The organism is Spirosoma gilvum (assembly GCF_054776815.1).
The window spans coordinates 310,756-331,820 of the sequence record NZ_BAAHBH010000011.1; the positions used below are offsets into that span (position 1 = coordinate 310,756).

17 protein-coding genes are annotated in these 21,065 nt (G+C 48.1%); 7 read left to right on the forward strand and 10 right to left on the reverse strand.

Annotated elements, in window-relative coordinates; all coding sequences use genetic code 11:
- Window positions 1-84: 84 nt before the first annotated feature.
- Both nhaD and ACYVFD_RS27115 read left to right on the forward strand, forming a co-directional pair.
- A complete protein-coding gene (gene nhaD / locus ACYVFD_RS27110; RefSeq protein ID WP_461093656.1) occupies window positions 85-1,371 on the forward strand; it encodes a sodium:proton antiporter NhaD in 1,287 nt (428 codons plus the stop codon).
- 109 nt (window positions 1,372-1,480) lie between these two features.
- Window positions 1,481-2,182 (forward strand): LolA-like protein, encoded by a 702-nt coding sequence (locus tag ACYVFD_RS27115; RefSeq protein ID WP_461093657.1) that lies wholly within the window; start codon window positions 1,481-1,483, stop codon window positions 2,180-2,182.
- Between the two features lie 68 nt (window positions 2,183-2,250).
- Here the strand turns inward: ACYVFD_RS27115 and ACYVFD_RS27120 are convergent, their stop codons facing one another.
- The 8 genes from ACYVFD_RS27120 to ACYVFD_RS27155 all read right to left on the reverse strand — a co-directional run bounded on the left by ACYVFD_RS27120 (window position 2,251) and on the right by ACYVFD_RS27155 (window position 9,715).
- A complete protein-coding gene (locus tag ACYVFD_RS27120) occupies window positions 2,251-3,015 on the reverse strand; it encodes a hypothetical protein (RefSeq protein ID WP_461093658.1) in 765 nt (254 codons plus the stop codon).
- Between the two features lie 121 nt (window positions 3,016-3,136).
- The gene (gene xrtN / locus ACYVFD_RS27125; RefSeq protein WP_461093659.1) at window positions 3,137-4,252 is read right to left on the reverse strand and encodes an exosortase N; all 1,116 of its coding nucleotides are present in this window, start codon (window positions 4,250-4,252) and stop codon (window positions 3,137-3,139) included.
- Complete coding sequence (locus tag ACYVFD_RS27130; RefSeq protein WP_461093660.1) at window positions 4,239-6,890, reverse strand: XrtN system VIT domain-containing protein; 2,652 nt, start codon at window positions 6,888-6,890, stop codon at window positions 4,239-4,241. Before ACYVFD_RS27130 ends, xrtN begins: the two co-directional genes overlap by 14 nt.
- Window positions 6,891-7,040: 150 nt before the next feature.
- Window positions 7,041-7,340 carry a winged helix-turn-helix domain-containing protein gene (locus ACYVFD_RS27135; protein ID WP_461093661.1) on the reverse strand — a complete coding sequence of 100 codons (300 nt, stop codon included), beginning with the start codon at window positions 7,338-7,340 and terminating at the stop codon, window positions 7,041-7,043.
- Window positions 7,312-7,983 (reverse strand): hypothetical protein, encoded by a 672-nt coding sequence (locus tag ACYVFD_RS27140; protein WP_461093662.1) that lies wholly within the window; start codon window positions 7,981-7,983, stop codon window positions 7,312-7,314. The genes ACYVFD_RS27135 and ACYVFD_RS27140 overlap by 29 nt, the downstream gene beginning before the upstream one ends.
- Before the next feature lie 69 nt (window positions 7,984-8,052).
- Window positions 8,053-8,484 (reverse strand): diacylglycerol kinase family protein, encoded by a 432-nt coding sequence (locus tag ACYVFD_RS27145; protein ID WP_461093663.1) that lies wholly within the window; start codon window positions 8,482-8,484, stop codon window positions 8,053-8,055.
- A 15-nt stretch (window positions 8,485-8,499) separates the two neighbouring features.
- Window positions 8,500-9,042 (reverse strand): DUF4352 domain-containing protein, encoded by a 543-nt coding sequence (locus tag ACYVFD_RS27150; protein WP_461093678.1) that lies wholly within the window; start codon window positions 9,040-9,042, stop codon window positions 8,500-8,502.
- Complete coding sequence (locus ACYVFD_RS27155; protein WP_461093664.1) at window positions 9,017-9,715, reverse strand: DUF1361 domain-containing protein; 699 nt, start codon at window positions 9,713-9,715, stop codon at window positions 9,017-9,019. Before ACYVFD_RS27155 ends, ACYVFD_RS27150 begins: the two co-directional genes overlap by 26 nt.
- 166 nt (window positions 9,716-9,881) lie before the next feature.
- On the opposite strand from ACYVFD_RS27155, the gene mazG reads away from it, so the two are divergent.
- The 3 genes from mazG to ACYVFD_RS27170 all read left to right on the forward strand — a co-directional run bounded on the left by mazG (window position 9,882) and on the right by ACYVFD_RS27170 (window position 15,140).
- Window positions 9,882-10,691 carry a nucleoside triphosphate pyrophosphohydrolase gene (gene mazG / locus ACYVFD_RS27160; RefSeq protein WP_461093665.1) on the forward strand — a complete coding sequence of 270 codons (810 nt, stop codon included), beginning with the start codon at window positions 9,882-9,884 and terminating at the stop codon, window positions 10,689-10,691.
- 69 nt (window positions 10,692-10,760) lie between these two features.
- Complete coding sequence (locus tag ACYVFD_RS27165; protein WP_461093666.1) at window positions 10,761-11,492, forward strand: metallophosphoesterase family protein; 732 nt, start codon at window positions 10,761-10,763, stop codon at window positions 11,490-11,492.
- Between the two features lie 204 nt (window positions 11,493-11,696).
- Entirely contained in the window at window positions 11,697-15,140 is a 3,444-nt protein-coding gene (locus ACYVFD_RS27170; RefSeq protein WP_461093667.1) for a M36 family metallopeptidase, read from the forward strand.
- Between the two features lie 89 nt (window positions 15,141-15,229).
- On the opposite strand, the gene guaB is transcribed toward ACYVFD_RS27170, so the two are convergent.
- Entirely contained in the window at window positions 15,230-16,702 is a 1,473-nt protein-coding gene (gene guaB / locus ACYVFD_RS27175) for an IMP dehydrogenase (RefSeq protein WP_461093668.1), read from the reverse strand.
- Window positions 16,703-17,449: 747 nt separating this feature from the next.
- Window positions 17,450-17,872 carry a DUF2141 domain-containing protein gene (locus tag ACYVFD_RS27180; RefSeq protein WP_461093669.1) on the reverse strand — a complete coding sequence of 141 codons (423 nt, stop codon included), beginning with the start codon at window positions 17,870-17,872 and terminating at the stop codon, window positions 17,450-17,452.
- A 41-nt stretch (window positions 17,873-17,913) separates the two neighbouring features.
- Between ACYVFD_RS27180 and recJ the strand changes: the two genes are divergently transcribed.
- Together recJ and ACYVFD_RS27190 are read left to right on the forward strand one after the other, a co-directional pair.
- A complete protein-coding gene (recJ, locus tag ACYVFD_RS27185; protein ID WP_461093670.1) occupies window positions 17,914-19,656 on the forward strand; it encodes a single-stranded-DNA-specific exonuclease RecJ in 1,743 nt (580 codons plus the stop codon).
- An 87-nt stretch (window positions 19,657-19,743) separates the two neighbouring features.
- Window positions 19,744-20,937, forward strand: coding sequence for an MFS transporter (locus ACYVFD_RS27190; RefSeq protein WP_461093671.1), 1,194 nt, complete (start codon window positions 19,744-19,746; stop codon window positions 20,935-20,937).
- Window positions 20,938-21,065 lie beyond the last annotated feature (128 nt).

Genomic DNA, 21,065 nt, shown 5'->3' on the forward strand with positions numbered 1-21,065 from the left:
GAACAAAAGTATTCACGAAGGTTTAAAATGGTGTTGAGTTTACGGCCCGGCGTAAACCGTGAACTGAAACACGTCTACCCTATAATGACACTAGTACTAATCTTTCTTTTTATAGCCGGTTACCTACTCATTACACTTGAGCATTCAATTCGACTCAATAAAACAGCAACGGCCCTGATTACGGGTGTTATTTGCTGGACGGTCTATGCCCTGATGGGGGCCAATAAGGAGTTGGTAGGTGAGCACCTCAGTCATCATCTGGCAACTATTGCCGAAATCCTGTTCTTTCTGCTGGGGGCCATGACGGTCGTCGAACTGATCGATGCGCACGATGGCTTTACGCTTATTACAGACCGAATCGCTACCCGTAGTATGCGAACCTTACTCTGGATCATCAGCCTACTGGCCTTTTTCCTATCGGCTCTGCTGGACAATCTGACTACTGCCATTGTGATGGTATCGGTAGCCCGCAAGCTGGTTCGGAATACGGAACAGCGGCATATCATGGCGGGGATGATCATCGTAGCCTCCAATGCTGGCGGAGCCTGGTCACCCATTGGCGACGTAACCACGACAATGCTCTGGATTGGCGGGCAGGTGACGACCCTGTCAATCATCCGTGGTTTATTTGTTCCGAGTTTGGTTTCGATGTTGCTTCCATTACTCGTCCTGACACGCTTACAACCGAAAGTCGACATTAAGCCGTCGTCGCAGGGTGTCAGTCGGCCTTACGTAACGCCAATCGCCCGTCGCGATCGGCGAATTATGCTGGCCGTTGGGCTAGGTGGGATGCTTTTCGTGCCTATATTCAAGACATTGACGCATTTACCACCCTACATGGGAATGATGCTGGTGCTGGGAATGATCTGGGTAGTATCGGAGGTGTTGCATAGCGATAAAGACGAGTCGGAGCGGAAAAAATTTACGGCGGCCTACGCATTAAGCCGAATCGATGTATCGAGCATTCTTTTTTTTCTGGGGATACTACTGGCTGTCGGCGCACTTGAAGCGACAGCTATTCTGAGCGGACTGGCCGAATCGTTAAATAGGAGTGTAGGTAATCTGGACGTGATCGTATTCTTGATTGGGATCGTTTCGGCCGTGGTCGATAACGTGCCTATTGTAGCAGCCGCCATGGGCATGTACGATCTGCAAATCTATCCAACCGATGCAAAACTTTGGGAATTTCTGGCCTATTGTGCAGGAACTGGTGGAAGTTTGCTGGTGATAGGTTCCGCAGCGGGTGTGGCTGTCATGGGCATGGAGCGGCTCTCGTTTGGCTGGTACTTACGAAAAATCAGTTGGTTAGCGCTGATTGGTTATGTAGCAGGTGCCTTGGTTTATCTGGCCGGTTTTGCCTTGACCAATTAGCAGATGATAAGCCTAATAATTTTGTGGTTCGTTCCCCAATAGAGTCTATCAGACACTTGATGTTTACTCCGTCTTCCATTACCTTTGGTAAAAACAGATGGGAAAAATTATGAAAAAAATAGGATTTATTGCAGGGGTACTGCTCCTCTGTTGGCAAGGCTCGATGGCTCAAACGACACCGACAGCCGAAGAAATCATGGATAAATACATTGCCGCCATTGGTGGAAAAGATGCGCTGATGAAAGTGACCGATCTGACAACGAATATGTCGTCGGAAATGAACGGGAATGCGATTATAATTACCCGTAAGCAAAAACTGCCCAACAAATTCTCGATGGTGATCAATGCCAACGGGATGGAAGTAATGAAACAGACCAGCGATGGCGATAAGGTCGTGATGGGAGGGATGCAGGGAAGCCGTACGATGGACGGACCAATGGCGAAACAGATGATGGTCATGAACACCCTTTTTCCGGAACTACACTACGTCGAAAACGGGGTGAAAAGCACAGTGGTTGGCCCTGAAAAAGTGGACGGAAAAGATACGTATAAACTTAGCCATTCGACGGCCGATGGAGCAGCCACCTGGACCGATAATTTTGACACCGCCACAGGACTAAAAATACAGTCGGCAACCAAAACCCAGCAGGGCGAAATGACCACTGTATACACTGACTATAAAGAAGCCAATGGGATCAAGTTTCCGATGACACTCATGCAACAATCAGCTCGTGGCCCAATGACCATGTCGGTCGATAATGTTAAAGTGAATAAAGGGTTGAAAGATTCTGATTTCAACACAGCACAATAAGTCGTTTTTCATTGACTATTAAACTTCCCGAACGGTTTAAACCGTTCGGGAAGTTCTATTTTGGCCAATCAGTACGTAACTGGACTTGCTGTTGGTCGGGAACTTGCGCCAAATCCAAACCGAATACCAACATACCAGCCCGACAATTGAACGGCTGGATTGGTTGTACTAACTTCCTGATTTCGGTCGAGAGGAGATCGGCCTGTAAACCGATAGCCTGCATCAAGGCCAATCACGTATGAGCGTTCAATGGTTGAGCAATCCGTCTGTTGCTCCTTATAACCAAACCGATAGTTGGCGGTTAAACCGGCGTCTAGTCCAGCCATTATCGTACCCAGTGTAGCCGTTTGGACGGTCCCCGGATTGGTTAATACTGTATTGAGTGAAGGCGAAGTTGTATTCGTTGGTGAAACGTGTATGGAAAATGGAATCCACAACAGCCCAAGCTGAGGAGCCAGGTGAAAATTTTTGGATCCTATGATTTGATACGACGTTCCCAGCTTGAATGAATAGAACCCGACTCGTGCCTTGTATGTACTATTATTTACAGTAGATGCAAATGCCATCCCAAATTCGGTATGCAAAGCTAAGGCACGGTTTGGTCGAGTAATTTGAGTAAGCACGCTTAATGTCGTAAACTGATTACCTAAGGGTGTGTAACCTGCCTGCTGTAGAGCCTGATTAAGGTCCCCTAAATTCACATGCTGTGTAGCGATGCGATAAGTGCTTATCGCATCGTAATTCGAGAAGCGCTTTGTTCGCTGAGCCATAGCTGCCTGACCTTGCAGCATCAGAAATAGTAAGGTTCCATGAATGATGTATAATGGTTTCATAATCGTATAAAGTGTTTACTACGTAAAGCTAACAATTTGAAAACCTGATACAATCATACTGTGAAGTTTTAATGTGTTTTGCCACTAAATATTGAAAATGAGCCAATAGAGCAATGCAAGGCTACAACGAACTTACAGGCTTTTCGGAGGTGATGTTTACCAATACAAATCCAGTTGCCCCTCTGACCATAGCCGTTCGCATGATCAATTGGCTAATGGTATCGATCGATCCATTGCTGTACCACCAGATTGTATGCAGTTTATGGCCGTGTTTGCGTAGTTCGCCAGAGTAAGCCGGATGCCCGTCGAGCATGATTTCCCGCACGTATTGTAGTTCGTAACCGCTGCCCAGCCAGCAGACCATAGGGCTATGATCGGCACTGATCCAGTCGGGCTGAGGTTTCAGATAGATGAGCAAACCCGGTTTGGCTAACTGGACAAAACCATTCGTTACGGTTTTACAACGACAATCGGCTGTATAGCGATGCCAGCTTGTGTCGGAGCGTTGAAAAGAGCGGCAAAGGTCAGTAGCTGAGTTAGTTTGTCCAGCGGCCAGGGCCCGGATACCCAAGCCAATAGCCAGTAAGCCAAAGCCCCAACCCGCCGATTTTAGCAGACTATTTGATACCCGGCTGGACATGCGGACTTGATCAGTTTTCCCCAGTCGATCCACTAGCAGACTGGCCAGCCACCAGGTAGGTGCCCAGGCATAAACGCCTACACACACTAACCCGATGCCTTCGTGCGCCAGGGTGCCTGGCATAGCACCAAAAGCTACCAGTAAAACAATCCGAAACAGATTGCAGAGTACGGTTAAGCCAAAGGCCACCATCTCGTAGCTGATAAGCCATGCTAAAGCGATTCGCTTTTGATGGATACGCTCGTGCCAGATAAGGCTGAACAGACTCACTAGTAGCGATACTCCGGTCAGTTGTAACCCCATACAGGCCGGGTCCACAGCCATATTCAGTGGCTCTGTACCCGGTATGATACGTAGTAGTACATTCCCTTCAACTTGAACATTCAAACCTACCGAGTTCAATAAATAACCGGCCCAGCTACTAATTTTCAGGCGGATAGGGAAGGAGAACAGGGCCGACAGATACCGTAAACCTGGCGACAACAGGCATAAGGTGACCAATCGGCCGGTCCAGCGTTCCCGCCCGAATGTTCCCGGCCACCAGGCGTATACCAGCAGGCCCATTGCCAGCCAGGTAATCAGATCAATGGAGTGCATAGTGCTTGCGCCAGATTAACCACCCGATCGATAAAGCCAGTAGTCCAAACAAAGCCCATTCATGCGGTTCCGGTACGGCGCCATCTTCCTTCAATGTGGCATTATCAAGGCCGGATTTGTCCTTTTTAATGCCGAATCGGTCATAATCGGCAGTGGTTTCTAGGACGACCAGACTGGATAAAGGCGAAACGATGTGTGCCTGTTGGGCTTCCTGAAGTAAGCTATCTGTCTGATAGTTTTTGACGAAATATTTCCGGCCAATGTGTCTTACTAACTGATTATAGCCAAAGAGTCGGGCCAGATGATCAGGAGCCGTCGATGCTTTCGCTACGGACGATGAAACCGCTTGAATATCGATACCCGCTTCGGGTAAGCTAATACGTGCTGAATCAGTGGCAAAACGGGGAAACTGGTGGCTGGTATAAAACGTTGCAAGGTCGTCGGTAGTACCATCCAGTACGTTGAGTACACCAAGTTCGGCCAGCGTTTTCAAAAAAGGAGATAAGCTACTTTCCCGATTCTGTGAAGCCAAACAGAAAGTTCGAAGAGGGGCTTGTGGATTGGCCAGTTCGCCAAACCGATCGGCAAATTGGCTGTTTTGTAAGTCACTCAGGACCGGACCAGTCGAAGCGCTTTTTGTAATAAGCAGGGCCGTTGCCGGGTTGCTTATTCGATAGATCGGAAACAAGCTGAACGATTGTTGATGAAGCCGGTCGTAGGTATCGTCCAGATTTGATGCAGTGAGTTGTTTTAGCCCATCATCAAATACCCAAACCCGGCAGTTACGCTGTTTTGCGGCCGTCCAATAGGCAGTGGTAAATTCGTCTTTCTCCCAGTTTTCATTGACGTCCAGAAAAACATCGGTTGGGGTAAATGACTCAGTAGTTTGCTGGTGAGCCGTTACCTGATACCCCTTATCATTCAGGACGAAGGCTTCGGGGGATAATGCTGGTGCCTGGAACCGTAATGCCCAACCTGGATTATAATTGCCCTGATGCGTAAGCGTATTTGCTTGCAGAAGGTTCAAAAGCCAGGGCGTCTGCAGGTCAATTGGGGCCGACGCAAAATCGATATGAATCAGCTCGCTGGCTGAGCTGGCGTCAGGACCTTCTGCCGTTGGAGCCTGATACATGAGCTGATTTCCTGACTGCCTTAATGGGGAGGTAATCCCGATTTTCACGCGTCGATCCTCGCCTGCCCGGCATGGAAACACCCGAACCGTTACGCGGTTACCTTCCTGCCAGTGGACCACCGAGGGATCTCGCGCTACCCTTCTGGAATCGACACCTACAATGGTTCGGTAGGCTGTGTCGGCTTTGGCTACAGTAGTTAGCCGGGCCGGTTCTTCACGGCCATTCACCCAAAGCGACATGGAAGAAACCACCGAACCAGCGGGCAAATGGAAGGTGAAGAGTGCTTCTTCGGTGGTGCTGCGGGCATGGTTCCGAATACGAAAGGTTTGTTCGGTATAGCTGATTCGGAATTGTGGCCAGATTCGTACTTGTGAAACCACATCTTCGGTGGTCAGGTGGTGGCCCGTCCAGAGTTTTTCTTCGGCTCCATGCCGATTCGCCGATACGACTTTCAGTAAAGCCAGTTGATTGGCATTGTCCAGCACATCGGCAGGGAACAGTTGAGAGGCAATAGCAACCAGCGGGTCGTGTTCGCGAACCTCATCCAGTTTAGTGAAGCCGCCAAATCCTACACCATTGCCAGTACCTACAAACATCCGATCGTACACCCGATTATTCACCAGCACCCGGTTCGTAACCCAGCCCGGTTTCAGTCGTTGGGCAACGAGAACCCAATCGGGTAAGTCGCTCGTTTTACGGACGGTGGCTTCCAACTGCGTTTGCTCAATACGGTTTAGATCATGAATCCAGCTACTCACGAAAAGGCCAACCGTAATGACAGGAATCATCAGCCCAAAACCGATTCCCAGCCGTAAGTGCTCGTCCTGTTGACCGTCGAACCAGAGTCGTTTGCCCAGGGCAATGGCAAACAGGAGCGGTACATACGAATGAAACGATAAGCCTAAACCGATCAGCATCGGAATACTGATGTGATAAAGCAAAACCATGTAGAAGGCCATGTACACAAACAGCCACCAGCCAATAGCCAGTATGGCATAGAGCGCTTGCTGTGCCCGTACCGGCAGCGAGTCTTTCCAGGCAAACAGCAACATAGCCGCTCCGGTTATGACCAACACCCAACATAACCAGGCGGTTGATTGCTGAAAAACGGGTATTTCTCGATTTAGGGCATAGGCACTAATCAGCCATAGTAGTAGTCCCAGCCATCGCGTTGGTCGGCTCTTTGCGTAGTGATCCGTACGGGGTTTGAAATAACCGTGTGTCCATAAAATAACTGAAAAGATGACTGTTAAGCTGTAATGAAGCAGGATCATTGCGCCGTTGTAGTTGTCGTTCTGGCGCGGATCGCTCAGCAGTTCATATAGTAGAAAGGCACTGCCCGAAGCGGCCAGAAACCCTAAACCAATTCCGAAAAATGGGTCTTGAAACGGCTCCAGAAAGCGTGACCGGGCAGAAATGGGAAAATCATAGCCAGTGATTTCGGATTGATTTTCTGATTCACGGATACGTGACGTGAGAGAGGTACGTAGTGATTTTATGTTCATAAAAGTACTTTGTTTTTCAAAGTGAAGAAAACAACTGATAAGACATGATCATTGGAACCAGTAAAGGATATTGAAAACTAAGTTTGAAGAGGGAGTCTATAACCCCTTACAGTGTGCTGAAGCAAGTATTGACAAGCCGCAACTACCGCATTACATATTCTTGATAAAAGCTTCCAGGGCGTTCAGGTGATCGGTAAATGCGTGTTGCCCGACTTGAGTAGCCGAATAGGTGGTATTGGGTTTGCGCCCCACAAACTGCTTCTGTACCGCGATATAGCCCGCTTCTTCCAGCGCACGCAGGTGCGTGGCAAGGTTACCATCGGTTAAACTGAGCAGTTCTTTCAGCGCGTTGAAACTCAGGGAGTCATTGACCATCAGGACCGACATAATGCTCAGCCGCGCTTTGCTTTCAAAGGCTTTATTAAACTGAGCCAGCAGGTCGTTCTTCATGAGGTGTACGTTCGTATTTATAATACATGGCCAGGCCATAGGCAATATGCAACAGGCCGAATCCAATAGACCAGGTTAGCAGATTATACCCTGGCCAGAATAGGGACAGCAAGCCGAGAACTATTTCACAATAAGCTAATGATTCAACATCACGCAGGGTGTATTTGCTCCCATTGAGCAGGGCCAGCCCGTAAAAAATCAGTGTTGCCGGAAAAGATAGCCAAATCAGGTTATAATACAGTAGCGCCAGACAAAATACCCCACCAGTGGCCAAAGGGACTACCATAGCCCACACCAAACGTTTCGAGGGTTGGTTCCAGACGGTTAATCCCTGACGACGAGCTTTGCGAACCGTAAAGTAAGTGCCGGATGCCAGTGCCAGAACCAGCACGCCAATGGCCACTCTCACCAGAAACTGCCTCACATCATGTTGGTTAACAGGATTGCTCGGTAGCGAATCGTAAGAGCCCATCGGTGTAAACAGACCCGTGCTCAATCGCATATATACAGTAGCAGCTCCTATGAGCGCAATCACCCCGGCCGATACGCCCGATAAACCACTCAGAGACAGGAATTTGGAAGACCGCTCCATGAGTATGCGGATCTCCGACAGGGTTTGTAGATGTTCGCGGGATTCGTGCATGATTACGTATGAGTCAAAAACCTAAGGTTAGGTAATGAGAATAAGGGTGGTTAAAGATAGAAGTTTCGTTCAGAATCGTGTCAACGTTGGATCGAATGGGGTAGAAAACCAGATTTTAGGCCCAATCGAAAGATTGAATACACTATCGAGCAGGTGGCTGCCAAAAATAACAATACCGACAAGCACGGCAGTGATGGCCAGGATCAGAACCGCCCCCGAAGAGAGGTCTTTGATCGCTTTTATTTGCGGATGAATACCCGGTGAAACAAAATCGCACAGTTTTTCAATGGCCGTATTGAAGGCTTCTGCCGCCCATACCAGTCCAACCTGGGTCAGGATAATGGCCCATTCTGTGCTGGTCAGGTGAACCCAAAAACCGACTGCCAAAACCAATCCGGCGATCAGTAGGTGTACTTTGGCATTGTTCTCGAAACGGAACAAATCCAGAATGCCCTGCCCGGCAAATCGAAAACTGCGGATGACCTTTCGGAAATCAATCATACCGCAAACATAGCATTAAAAAAGCCGCACTCGGGTATGTTCGAACTGTCGCCCATCGAATGCATCGCCCATTAATAATTCGCCCCGGTAATGCAGAAAAGGCTTTTTAAGCGATTTGGGTAAGTCGAATACCAGTTGAGTCGTATCAATGTGTCCGGCTCGAGTTATATATTCCTGCTGCCAGCCAAACGGATGAGCTTTATTTAGTTGCTGCTGCGCTTTTGGCTGATTCTCAAAAATATGGCCGTGGTCGTCGGTTATAAAAGCCACCGAGTTCGTCCATGGATGCTCAACCCGTTTTGCCTGATTGTTAACTTCAATTGTAACAATCCAAAAACGTCCATTGGGTCTAGCCGAGCCAATACGGTCCTGCACTAACACATGGTTTATCGCATAAAAAAAGTCATCGTGCCTGATGGGCTCTCCCAAGCCAATTTCTTGATCGGCTGATGGTTGACAGGCAATAGTCAAAGCTGTTATCAGAACGGACCATACGGCCTGTTTTATGGAGGAATGGTTAGGATTGCAGTATTTACCGATTGTCGTCATGTTCGGCATACCAGTAGAAAGCGATGTAGAAAATCACCAGTACGAATCCGTACGATAGGGTGAGCTTTACACTTAAATGGTCCTGATAAGCACGAGCGATGGCCTTAGTCAGGGAGGAAGGGCGTGCGAGAATATCCCAACTATTCCAGCGACCAAACCGGCCCAGGTAAATCCCAAATCCCGATAATAACTGACTGGCCAAAATAAACGCCCAGGTGAGCCAGTGGCCAGTCAGTGGCCGGAGCATTCGATGAACGATGAGGATAGAATAGAGCCCTGTAAGCAAGCCTGTAAGCGCAAATACAAAAAGCGCCATCGTATCGAACCAGAGCAGCGGATAGTCGATACCTTTTATATGGAATAGATCGGTGATTATGTAAGGGGCGTTGGGTAGAAAAGCAAGCCAGAGCGTCAAACCACCAGCCAGCAGCCACCGACTTCGAAAGCCAGCCGTTCGAAGATCACGAAGGGTAAGAACAGTACCAAGCGGAAACCAGGCCAGGGCCAGATTCCAGGTCAATGCGATGAAGAACCACCAGTTTCCGGTCAGGATTCCCCGCGCAACAACTAAACTAAGTCCAGCCGCCGTTAGCAGGGTCAAAATCCGTAGACCTTTACCCGACTGGGCATTCCGATGTTCCCACAGGCCAGAACCATAAGAGGAAGAATACAGTGTTTGCATATTTTAAAAGTACTTTGTTTTGCAAAGTAAAGGATTTGTTTGAATGCCAGTCAAGTGATTGATGAAAAAAATAGTAAGCGGGAAGGATTAGGCTTAGCTTAGACTCTATATCCTTTCTTTCCTTTCTCCCTTTTCCCTTCTCCGCCTTTTCCCTTAATTTTACCAAATGACTTTTGATCAATTGCCCCCTCGCCGTCAGGAACAACTGATGGCATTCGACCGATTGCTGACAATCATGGATGAGTTGCGTGAGCAGTGTCCCTGGGATCGCAAACAAACGATGGATAGCCTGCGCCATCTGACCATCGAAGAAACCTATGAACTTTCCGACTCCATTCTGGAAAACGATCTCCCCGAGATTCGTAAAGAGCTGGGTGATATTCAGTTACACCTGGTTTTCTATGCCAAAATAGCATCGGAAACGGGCGCTTTCGATATGGCTGATGTGCTCCATAGCGTTTGCGATAAACTCATCAGCCGACACCCGCACATTTATGGAAATGTAGTTGCCGAAACAGAAGAGCAGGTAAAAGTCAACTGGGAGCAGCTCAAGTTAAAGGAAGGTAATAAGTCGGTGCTGGGTGGCGTACCGGGCTCGTTGCCCGCGCTGGTGAAAGCCATGCGAATTCAGGAAAAGGCACGTGGAGCAGGGTTCGATTGGGAGGAAAAACAGCAGGTTTGGGAGAAGGTAGAAGAGGAAATGCAGGAGTTTAAGGCTGAATTCAATGCCGAATCCAATGAAGCAATCGATCCGAAGCGAGCCGAAGGGGAGTTTGGCGATTTGCTGTTTTCACTGGTCAATTATGCCCGGTTTATCGACATCAATCCCGAAACGGCGCTGGAACGCACGAACAAAAAATTTATAAAACGTTTTCAATACCTCGAAGAGCAGGCTCGGGCCAATGGTAAAAAATTGAATGAAATGACTCTGGCCGAAATGGATGTGTACTGGAATGAAGCAAAAGTACGTGGATGATTCAGGATGTTGGAGATAAAATGTACATTGCCACTCCATACAGGCCAGAATACAGATCACACACTGCTTATGCGAATTGCGTTTATTACTGATATGCATCTTGATGTCGAGGGCGAAAATCCCCAGGGCGTTGATGTTCGACAGAATTTTTTGAATGCACTGGCTTTTTTAGACGAATTGAAACCAAATTGTGTAGTTATTGGTGGTGATATCTGCAACAAGGGAGGAGATCCGGCTATTTATGCATGGTTTGAAAAGCAACTGGGAAAACTCGTTATACCCTATTACATCATTCCGGGTAACCACGACGATGCGACACTGATTGCTGATGTGTTTCATAAAAGGCACGATTTGCACGATAACGAACTCTATTACGCCCTGCCACTGGAAGGGCGCCCAGTGTTATTTCTGGATTCGTCGAAGGGAGTATTTTCCGACGCTCAGTGGACCTGGCTAACCGACTATCTGACGGCCCTGCGCGATAACAATGTCGTGATCATGATGCATCATCCTCCGCTACCTGCCGATGTCGAATTTATGGATGCCAAGTACCCATTCCGGCAAAGTGAAGAGTTTCTGGAACTGGTCCATCGACTTCCCTGCCATGTAACGGTAGTTTGCGGCCACTATCATGTCGAAAAAGTAGTTCAGCGGGGCAATCTGCTGGTTTTGCTTTCTCCTTCTACGTTTTATCAAATGAAGCAGAACACACCGGGTTTCGCGGTCGACAACTATCGGGTAGGGATCCGGGAGGTCAATTTGACCACACATGGCACAATTAGTGCAGTGCACTATCTTTAAAGGCTGGTATTCGTGAGCGGTCAACTAGGTAAAACACGGCTGGATGCGAGTTAGGCTAAATACCGATTCGTAACCCGTTTATAACGATTAGCAGGTAGCAGTCATCTTACTCTCTGCAGGGATACTAAGCTAAAACTACTTCATACATAACATTGTAGATAATGTTGATATAAAAATTTACTTTTGGGTTTCAACTATTGAGTTATGGCCCTCTGGACAATACTATCACATATTATTCACCGTTCGATTCATTTAACAGGTGTAGGGAGATATTGGGTAATTCTGTTTCTGCTCGTCTATTATCAATCCTATGCTCAAATCGAAATCGAAAACGCCCGAAGCTACATTGTAGAGAATGCCGACAAGCAGAAATTAACGGCTACCGACATTAATGGACTACTTATATCAAGTGCATACCGCTCCCCTACAACGGGTTGGTATCATGTGTATTTCAATCAGGGATATCAGTCTATAGAAGTATATAATCGACTACTGAACGTCGTGTTGGTCGACAATAAAGGCTCTTACCTGACGCATAACTTCATTCCAAATCTGGACTTGACGCCCAAGGTCGGAGCTTTTAAGGGGACTATTACACCAGCAGATGCCTTGCAGAAGGCTTTGGCGGAAGTAGGGCTGGCATCAGCCAATTTAACACAGGTTGAACTGCCTAAAGTTACTCAGTTGGCAGATGGTACCGTTACCAGAAGTATATATTCAATTCCGGCTCTGTCAGACCAAAAGATTGATGTAAAGTTATATTGGCTGCCTATTGAGACAGATCGGAAAGAGCAGAAAGTAGTCGAGAAGTTAACCCTGGCCTGGAATGTTCGCTTTTTGACCAAAGATGGTAGTAATGGGTGGAGTATTCATGTAGATGCTCAATCTGGGAATATACTACAAAAAATAGATGAAATCATCCATTGTGACTTTGGAGTACCTCATCACCACATTAGAGCTCATGATAAAGGTTCCCAGGCTTTCTTAGACAAAGCGGGAAAAAACTTTACTCCTAACGGCTATACGGTTTTCGATTATCCTTTGGAAAGCCCTAATCATGGTTCTCGTACCGAATCGGTCAATCCCTACACTCGTTTTGTGCCAAGCGGAACAGGGCCGGGCGTTACGAATGGCTGGCATAACGATGGCAGCATTGATTATTCAACAACACGGGGGAACAATGTTTGGGCACAGGAAGATGCAGATAATAATGATGGTATAGGGCTTAGCCCTTCATCGGCTACGCTTGATTTTACGTATCCTTATACGTTTGGGCTAAATACGGCTTCTGGTAATCAGAATGCGGCCATTACCAACCTGTTCTACTGGAACAACCTGATTCACGATGTACTGTGGAAGTTTGGCTTCGATGAGCCTAGCGGCAATTTTCAGAATAATAACCTTGGGCGAGGAGGCTCGGGAAACGACTATGTGTTTGCCGATGCACAGGATGGTGGGGGAACCAATAACGCTAATTTCTACACGCCCGTTGATGGCTACAACGGGCGTATGCAGATGTACCTCTGGAATGGAGTAAGTACGTATCAGCCGGATGGCGATTTTGATAATGGCATCATTTCGCACGAATATGGGCATGGGTGGTCTACTCGCTTAACAGGGGGACCTGCTAATTCATCGTGTCTACAGAATGCAGAGCAGGGGGGGGAAGGCTGGAGCGATTATTTGGCCTTGATGCTAACGACAAACTGGGCCGCATTGACCCCAACCGTAGCCAGTGCCAATATTTCGCGGGGTATCGGTACTTATGCGTTAGGACAATCAACAACAGGAGCTGGCATTCGGCCCTATCCCTATTCGTATGATATGACCAACGTGAATGGGGCGGTAACCTATGCCAAAGTAGGTAGCTTTGCCGTTCCACATGGGATTGGGTCTATCTGGGCAACTATGCTTTGGGACATGACGTGGGAGATTATTTTACAGGATAATCAGATTGTTTCCAGCGTCTACACGACCCCATCCAGCGTAACGGCCATGCGGGGCAATGTGGCCGCTTTAAAGCTCGTAAATGAAGGGCTGCGTTTGCAGCCTTGTAGCCCTAGTTTTGTGCAGTCGCGGGATGCTATTCTACAGGCCGACCAGCTTTTGTTTGGTGGTCGGTACCGGTGTGCTATCGGAAGAGCCTTTGCCCGGCGTGGGTTGGGCGCTAATGCTTCAACCGGATCATCCTCAAATGACCAGATCGTAACTGAAGACTTTACGCCCATTGGCGGTAACACGCTAAGTTCTGCTACCGCTTTAACAGTTTGTTCGGGAGCCTCATTGACTTATACCGCTACATCTAGTACAGCCGGAGTAAGTTTTAGCTGGAGCCGGGCTGTTGTCGCTGGTATTAGTAATGCGAGTTCAACGGCTACTTCATCGACGATCAATGAAACATTAACAAATACTACGAATCAGCCTGTTACAGTCCAGTATGTGTTTTCGATAAGCCCCGGCGGGTGTGGGTTACCTTCGTTGAATCAGTCTGTTACCGTGACAGTTAACCCAACCATTACGCCAACGGTTGGGGCTTATTCCATTTGCCAGAATACAACCGTGCCGGCTGGCGAAGGACTTATGGCCCCTATTGTATTGTCGAATGTCATTGATGGTGCTTTAACGACCAGTTCGCCTACCTATATAAGGGCTTCAGGAAATGATGCAACCTATTATTCGGCTGGTTCTACGGTTTATTATCAATCCTTTACATTTACGGCACCGTCAAGCGGTACACAAACCTTTGCCATTTCGGCGGCTTCTCTGAGTGATGGCGGGTCTAATGATACCTATCTGTCATTGTATCAAGCGTCGTTTAATCCAGCCAGTCCTGCAACGAATTTTCTACATGGCGATGACGATAGTGGGCCAGGTTATTTGTCGCTGTTTACCCATTCACTTACCCAAGGAGTAACATATATATTGGTTGTTGCAACCTATTTTGGGGGCGTAACAGGACCGTTTACCTTACAGGCGAGTTCACCCGTCTTTTCGGCTGGTGCCCCCAATTGGTATGCTACCCCTACAGGTGGTTTGCCATTGGCAACAAACACCGTATTCAATCCGGTAGGGGTAGCTGGTTCTGGTATTGTGAACACAACTATACCTGGTACTACGACATTTTATGTATCAAGACCTGATTTTGCGGCTTGTCGGACGGCGGCTACATTTACTATTCTGACGACAGCCGCACCTGTAGCTACTGTTTCCAGTACAACCATAACTATGGGTGGTTCGGTCGCTCTTGCGGCTTCTGGATGTACGGGGGCTGGCTCTGTACTGAAATGGTATCAGACTGCAGATGATGGACTAGTCAGTATGCCAGTTTCGCCTACAGCTACCACCCAATATTATGCCCGTTGCGAGCGAACAACAGGATCAAAAGTATGCCTGAGCGATAAAAGTCAGGATGTGACGGTCACCTTTATTCCGTTGACGGCTTTTATCTCGGTTCAGACAGGGAGTTGGGATGTATCAGCGACCTGGAATTGTAATTGTGTTCCAGATGGCTCGCTTCCTGTTCAAATTATGGATACGCACACAGTAACTATTCCGAACGCTTACACAGGCCTGGCAAAGGGGGTGCAGTTTTTCGGGACAGGGAAAGTAAGTGTACAGGGGAGCGGAAAAGTTAACATAGTAAATTAGTCAGATGGCTATAAAACAAACAGTGAATAACTCCTGAGAGAGTTATTCACTGTTTGAAAACCTCACTAAATTCATTACTCAGGCAAAGCTTATCGCGACGAGTAATTCGGAGCTTCTTTCTGAATCTGGATATCGTGTGGGTGACTTTCGCGAACACCAGCCGAGGTGATTTTTACAAATTTGGCCTGCTGAAGTGCTGGAATATCAGCGGCTCCGCAGTAGCCCATACCAGCTTTCAGACCGCCCACCATTTGGTAAACAATCTCAGCCACCTTGCCTTTGAAGGGCACACGACCGACGATACCTTCCGGTACAAGTTTCTTAATGTCGTCTTCGGCATCCTGGAAGTAACGGTCTTTCGAGCCTTCCTCCATGGCTTCCACAGAACCCATACCCCGGTAAGTTTTGAAACGACGGCCTTCATACAAGACTACTTCACCGGGCGCTTCTTCGGTTCCGGCTAGTAGTGAGCCAATCATAACCGTACTGGCGCCCCCGGCAAGAGCTTTGGTAATATCGCCGGAGAAGCGAATGCCACCGTCGGCAATAACCGGAACACCAGTTCCCTGCAACGCTTTGGCTGATTCGTAGACGGCTGTCAACTGGGGCATACCGATCCCGGCAATAATACGGGTAGTGCAAATGCTGCCAGGTCCTACGCCCACTTTCACGGCATCGGCCCCGGCATCAGCGAGGGCTTTGGCTCCTTCGCCTGTGGCTACGTTACCCGCAATGACTTGAAGGTTCGGGAAGCGCTCTTTTATGGCACGCACTGCATTCAAAACGCCCACATGATGACCATGGGCCGTGTCAACACTGATGACATCAACACCCGCTTTAACTAACGCTTCAATCCGTTGTACATAATCGTGCGTAACGCCAACGGCAGCGCCTACGCGCAACCGGCCGAGTTCATCCTTACAGGCGTTGGGATGGCTCTTTTTCTTCAGAATATCCTTATACGTAATCAGCCCAACCAGGTGATAGTTTTCATCAACGATGGGCAGCTTTTCAATGCGGTACTGTTGTAGAATACTCTCGGCCTCTTCGAGCGTGAGCCCCTGACGAGCGGTGACGAGCTTTTCGCGGGTCATGATGTCGGTTACGGGCTTCGTAAGGTCATTTTGGAAGCGCAGATCCCGGTTAGTCAGAATCCCGATCAGTTTACCAGTATCGTCGACTACGGGAATACCGCCGATTTTGGATTCGCGCATGATCTTATGCGCATCGCCGAGGGTTGCCGTTTCAGGCAGCGTGATCGGGTCGATAATCATTCCGCTTTCCGAACGTTTCACTTTCCGAACCTGTTCGGCCTGAGCTTCGATGCTCATGTTTTTGTGAATGATTCCGATGCCACCTTCCTGTGCCATGGCAATAGCCAGTGCCGATTCGGTAACTGTATCCATAGCCGCTGAAATAAGCGGAATGTTCAGTTGAATCTTGCGGGTAAGCTGGGTAACGGTGCTGGTGTCGCGGGGAAGAACCTCCGAGTAGGAGGGCAGGAGCAGTACATCGTCGTAGGTGAGAGCCTCGTAAAGAAACTTACTCGTATCTAAGCTCATGAGCAAATAAGCAGGTTGTGTTATTTGCCGGACAAATGTAAGGAGAATTTCTGACAATTGAATAATATTTTTATTCTCCACCAAATTAGCCAACAGTAAGCCTACAGCTTTTACTAGGTTACTGGCGTGAACTTGCCTGCTCTCTGATGAAGAAAGTAACTTATCGTTTGGGGAGTTGAGAATAAGCGGTGATTTTTTGCCGAATAATCAACTAATCATTTTTTAATCTTCCCTGGCAGGTATTAGTACTTAAATTTCAGTCGTCAACCTGTACTTAACTATTATGTCTATCCGTCTGCCAATACTGGCTACATTAGGGCTAATTGCCCCCTTTCTGATTTATCTCTGGCGTAAGATTGCTTTCCTTAACCGATGTCCTGTTTGTAAAAATACTCATCCGGACAGAACGAATCGTCCCCGTTGGATAAAGAAAAGCCTGGGCTTCTTACCGCTAAAAGCCTATCACTGCAACAACTGCAATCATTACTATTATCGTATTGACACCTAATTGGGTAGCATTACTGTCTAAATTAGGTATAATGCTAAAGATCTCAGGATAAACCCGTATGAGGTAAGGGTTTATCCTAATCCCTATGTTATCTAGTTTACAGGATTGCCCTACTGCTATTGCGGTAGGGCAACTTTTTTTTATCCCCAAATCACTCACGTTTAGCTATACCTGATGAGTGCCAGAAACTGGGTATAAAGACACTGATTGATGGAATGGTCAGTAGATTCACCAACCTATTAATCCAATTTGATCCGAATCGTCTTGCTGCTGGTACCAACCGTAAACCGACAGTCGGTGAATTTTGGAGCCGACATTTTTGGTCGGAAATTATTGCTGAATCCGTAGGGCTCTTTAGGAATTCCAAAGATACGTTTGTCCAGTTGGCCGTTTCCGTTTTCGTCGTGAAAAACTGCGATGGCATACTCACCGGGTTCGACGGAGAATGATGCCTGAACACTATGACTGGCAGCCGCCACTTTTTCTCCCTCGATTGGTTTACCGCTGGGAAATTCTTTTCCAGCCGCAAAAAGAGCAATGAAAACAGAGCCGTTTAGTGTCTGAACGTTGTGAACCTCAATGGTTAAATTGGTTTTGGAGAGTGATGAGGCCGAAATAGGATTCGTTAGAAACAGGCCAACTAGTGGCAGTAAAAAGAACATACAGTACGGTGTTTATCTAAAAACGGATTTATTTTGCAGATATGATAGCCCAGCCCCCACTTCCGACTAAACGATGGATCGCAAAACGGTACCCCAATTCGACAGAAGAGCAGGAGGCTATTGAGGCATTGTCGCAGTCGCTGGGAATTAGCTCAGCCCTGTCGGCTTTGCTGGTGCAACGGGGAGTAACTAGCTTCAATGAGTCTCGTCAGTTTTTTCGGCCTGAACTAGGGCATCTGCATGATCCATTCGACATGAAAGATATGGATCGGGCCATCCTGCGGTTACAAAAGGCCATGCTTCCTGAACGGAGCGAAAAAATCCTGATCTATGGCGATTACGATGTCGACGGAACAACGTCGGTGGCACTGGTTTATGGCTTTCTGAAAAACTACCACGCAAAGATAGACTATTACATTCCGGATCGCTATAAGGAGGGCTACGGGATTTCGAAACAGGGTGTTGAGTGGGCCGCTGAACATGGGTTCACGCTCATTATTGCCCTCGACTGTGGCGTCAAATCCATTGAGCGGGTAGCCGATGCCAATGCGCTGGGCGTCGACTTTATTATCTGTGATCACCATCGCCCTGGTTCCGAATTGCCCAACGCCGTTGCTGTTCTGGACCCGAAGCGCGACGATTGTAGCTACCCATACAAAGAGCTAAGTGGTTGTGGCATAGGGTTTAAACTGTTGCAGGCTTACTGTGTAAAAGCGGGCATTGAACTCAGTGTATTATATCCGTACCTCGATCTGGTAGCGGTAAGTATTGCTTCGGATATTGTGCCAGTGACGGGCGAGAACCGGGTAATGGCCTATTATGGCCTTAAATACCTCAATGCGGCACCGCGTACCGGATTGAAAGCATTGATCAGTGTGGCAGGTTTCACGAAAGGCGAGTTGAATATTACCAATCTGGTTTTTGGTATAGGGCCACGCATCAATGCGGCCGGTCGAATTCAGCATGCCAAAGCCGCTGTACAACTGCTGCTGGCTGAGTCGGAAGACGAAGCGGATGGATTCGCTTTAGCTATCAACCAACACAACAACAGCCGACGGGAGTTTGATACCAGTATTACTGAACAGGCACTGGCCATGATTCGCGAGAGTGAGACGCTGATCAAGGCAAAATCAACCGTTTTATACGATGCTACCTGGCACAAAGGAGTGATTGGCATCGTCGCGTCGCGGTGTATCGAGCATTTTCACCGACCTACCATCATCCTGACGCAGTCGAACGATAAGGCTGCGGGATCGGCCCGGTCGGTGCCGGGATTTGATGTGTATGAAGCCATCGAAGAATGTGCCGATCTGCTGGAACAGTTTGGCGGCCATACGTTTGCCGCTGGTATGACCATGCCTGTCGGAAATATTGATGCGTTTCGGAAGAAGTTTGAGGAGGTTGTCTCCCGCAAGATCAAAGAAGAACACCTGACCCCACTGATTGATATCGACCTACCACTTGACTTTAGTGAAATTTCCGATAAACTCGTCCGAATCGTGAAGCAAATGGGCCCCTTTGGTCCACACAATATGCAACCGATCTTTATGACCGAGGATGTTTATTTAGCAGGTGAGCCATACATCATGAAAGACAAACACCTGAAAATAACTGTTCGCCAGGGACGTTCGGGACATACATTAACTGCTGTTGGCTTCGGACTGGCCCGTGTTGCCGCGCATCTTCAGCCTGGAAAGCCCTTCTCGATTTGCTATCAGGTAGAGCACAACGTCTATAATGGCAATGTGTCGTTGCAATTGATGCTGAAAGATGTGAAATACTAGCCGACGGTTTTTAGTCGATAGTCATCAGGTTTTCGGTAGTTGATTGAGCCTTTAGCTGGTTGCAGTCGCATTTAATCAATTTACATCATGGAGGTAGCCATACCATCCCGACAGGTATTTAAGGCCCGCATAGCCACCCAGTTGATTTTTCTGGTCTGTGGCCTGGGTATGGCCAGTTGGGCTCCCATGGTTCCCTATGCGAAAGATCGGTTGACCCTGAACGACGCCAACCTGGGCTTATTACTACTCCTGTTGGGGGCTGGAGCCATGATCATGATGCCTACCTCGGGTTGGCTGGTCAGTCGTTTCGGGAGTCGTATCATTATGGCTTTTGCTGTATGTGTCATGGCGCTGGCTTTGCCGCTGCTGCTTATCCTGTCCTCTACTGCTGCTATGGCTATCACGCTGTTTGTGTTCGGTTCAGGTATTGGAGCCGTCGACGTAGCGATGAATACGCATGGCGTACAAGTGCAGAATCTGTATGGACGGCCCATTATGTCGTCTCTGCATGGCCTTTTTAGTGTGGGTGGCTTACTGGGCTCCCTGGGCCTGGGCTTTTTGATTAAGCTAGGGCTCAACCCTGTCTATGCCATTGTCAGTATCGCGCTGCTGATGATCCTCATTATGCTAACGCAATACAGAAACTTATTTCCTGCCAATGTAGAGCGACAGGTTATTGATCGTTTCTCTACTGCAACTGAGAAGCCGACTGCGGGTAAGCAGCGGTCCGGTTGGTTGAACGGGAGTGTTTTATTTTTGGGTATCATGTGTTTTGCCGTTTTTCTGGCCGAAGGAGCTATCCTCGACTGGAGTGCCATCTTTCTCCGGGATATCAGAGGTATCGAGCCGGAATTTGCGGGAGCGGGCTATGCGGCTTTTTCTGTTGCCATGGCGATCATGCGGTTAGTGGGTGATAAGCTAGTGGCACGTCTGAACGGCAAAACGGTTGTCGTAGCGGGAAGTGTGCTGGGGGCGCTGGGTTTGATCATTGCTATATCAAGTCCCTGGGTACTGGGAACATTAGGAGGCTTTGTACTGCTAGGCTTAGGAGTGGCCAACGTGGTGCCCATTTTTTTTAGTGCGGCTGGACGATTACCCGGTGTTGCTCCAACTGTCAGTTTATCAGCCATTACAACGATTGGTTACACCGGGCTGCTGGCTGGCCCAGCTTTGCTGGGTTTTATCGCCCAACAGTTCTCCTTATCCACTGCGTTAGGCTTTTTAGCGATGCTGTTGTTAGTAGTTGCGCTGAGTTATGGTGTCAAAGGGAATGCGAACTAAGTACACTGTAAACTAAGTTAGTTTGTATATTAGCTTTATGAAAAAGCAACATCTCACTTTGTCAGAGGACCATCAGACTTATTTGCGAGAACTGCTGGCCAAAGGTACTTTACCTGCTAAAACCTTTA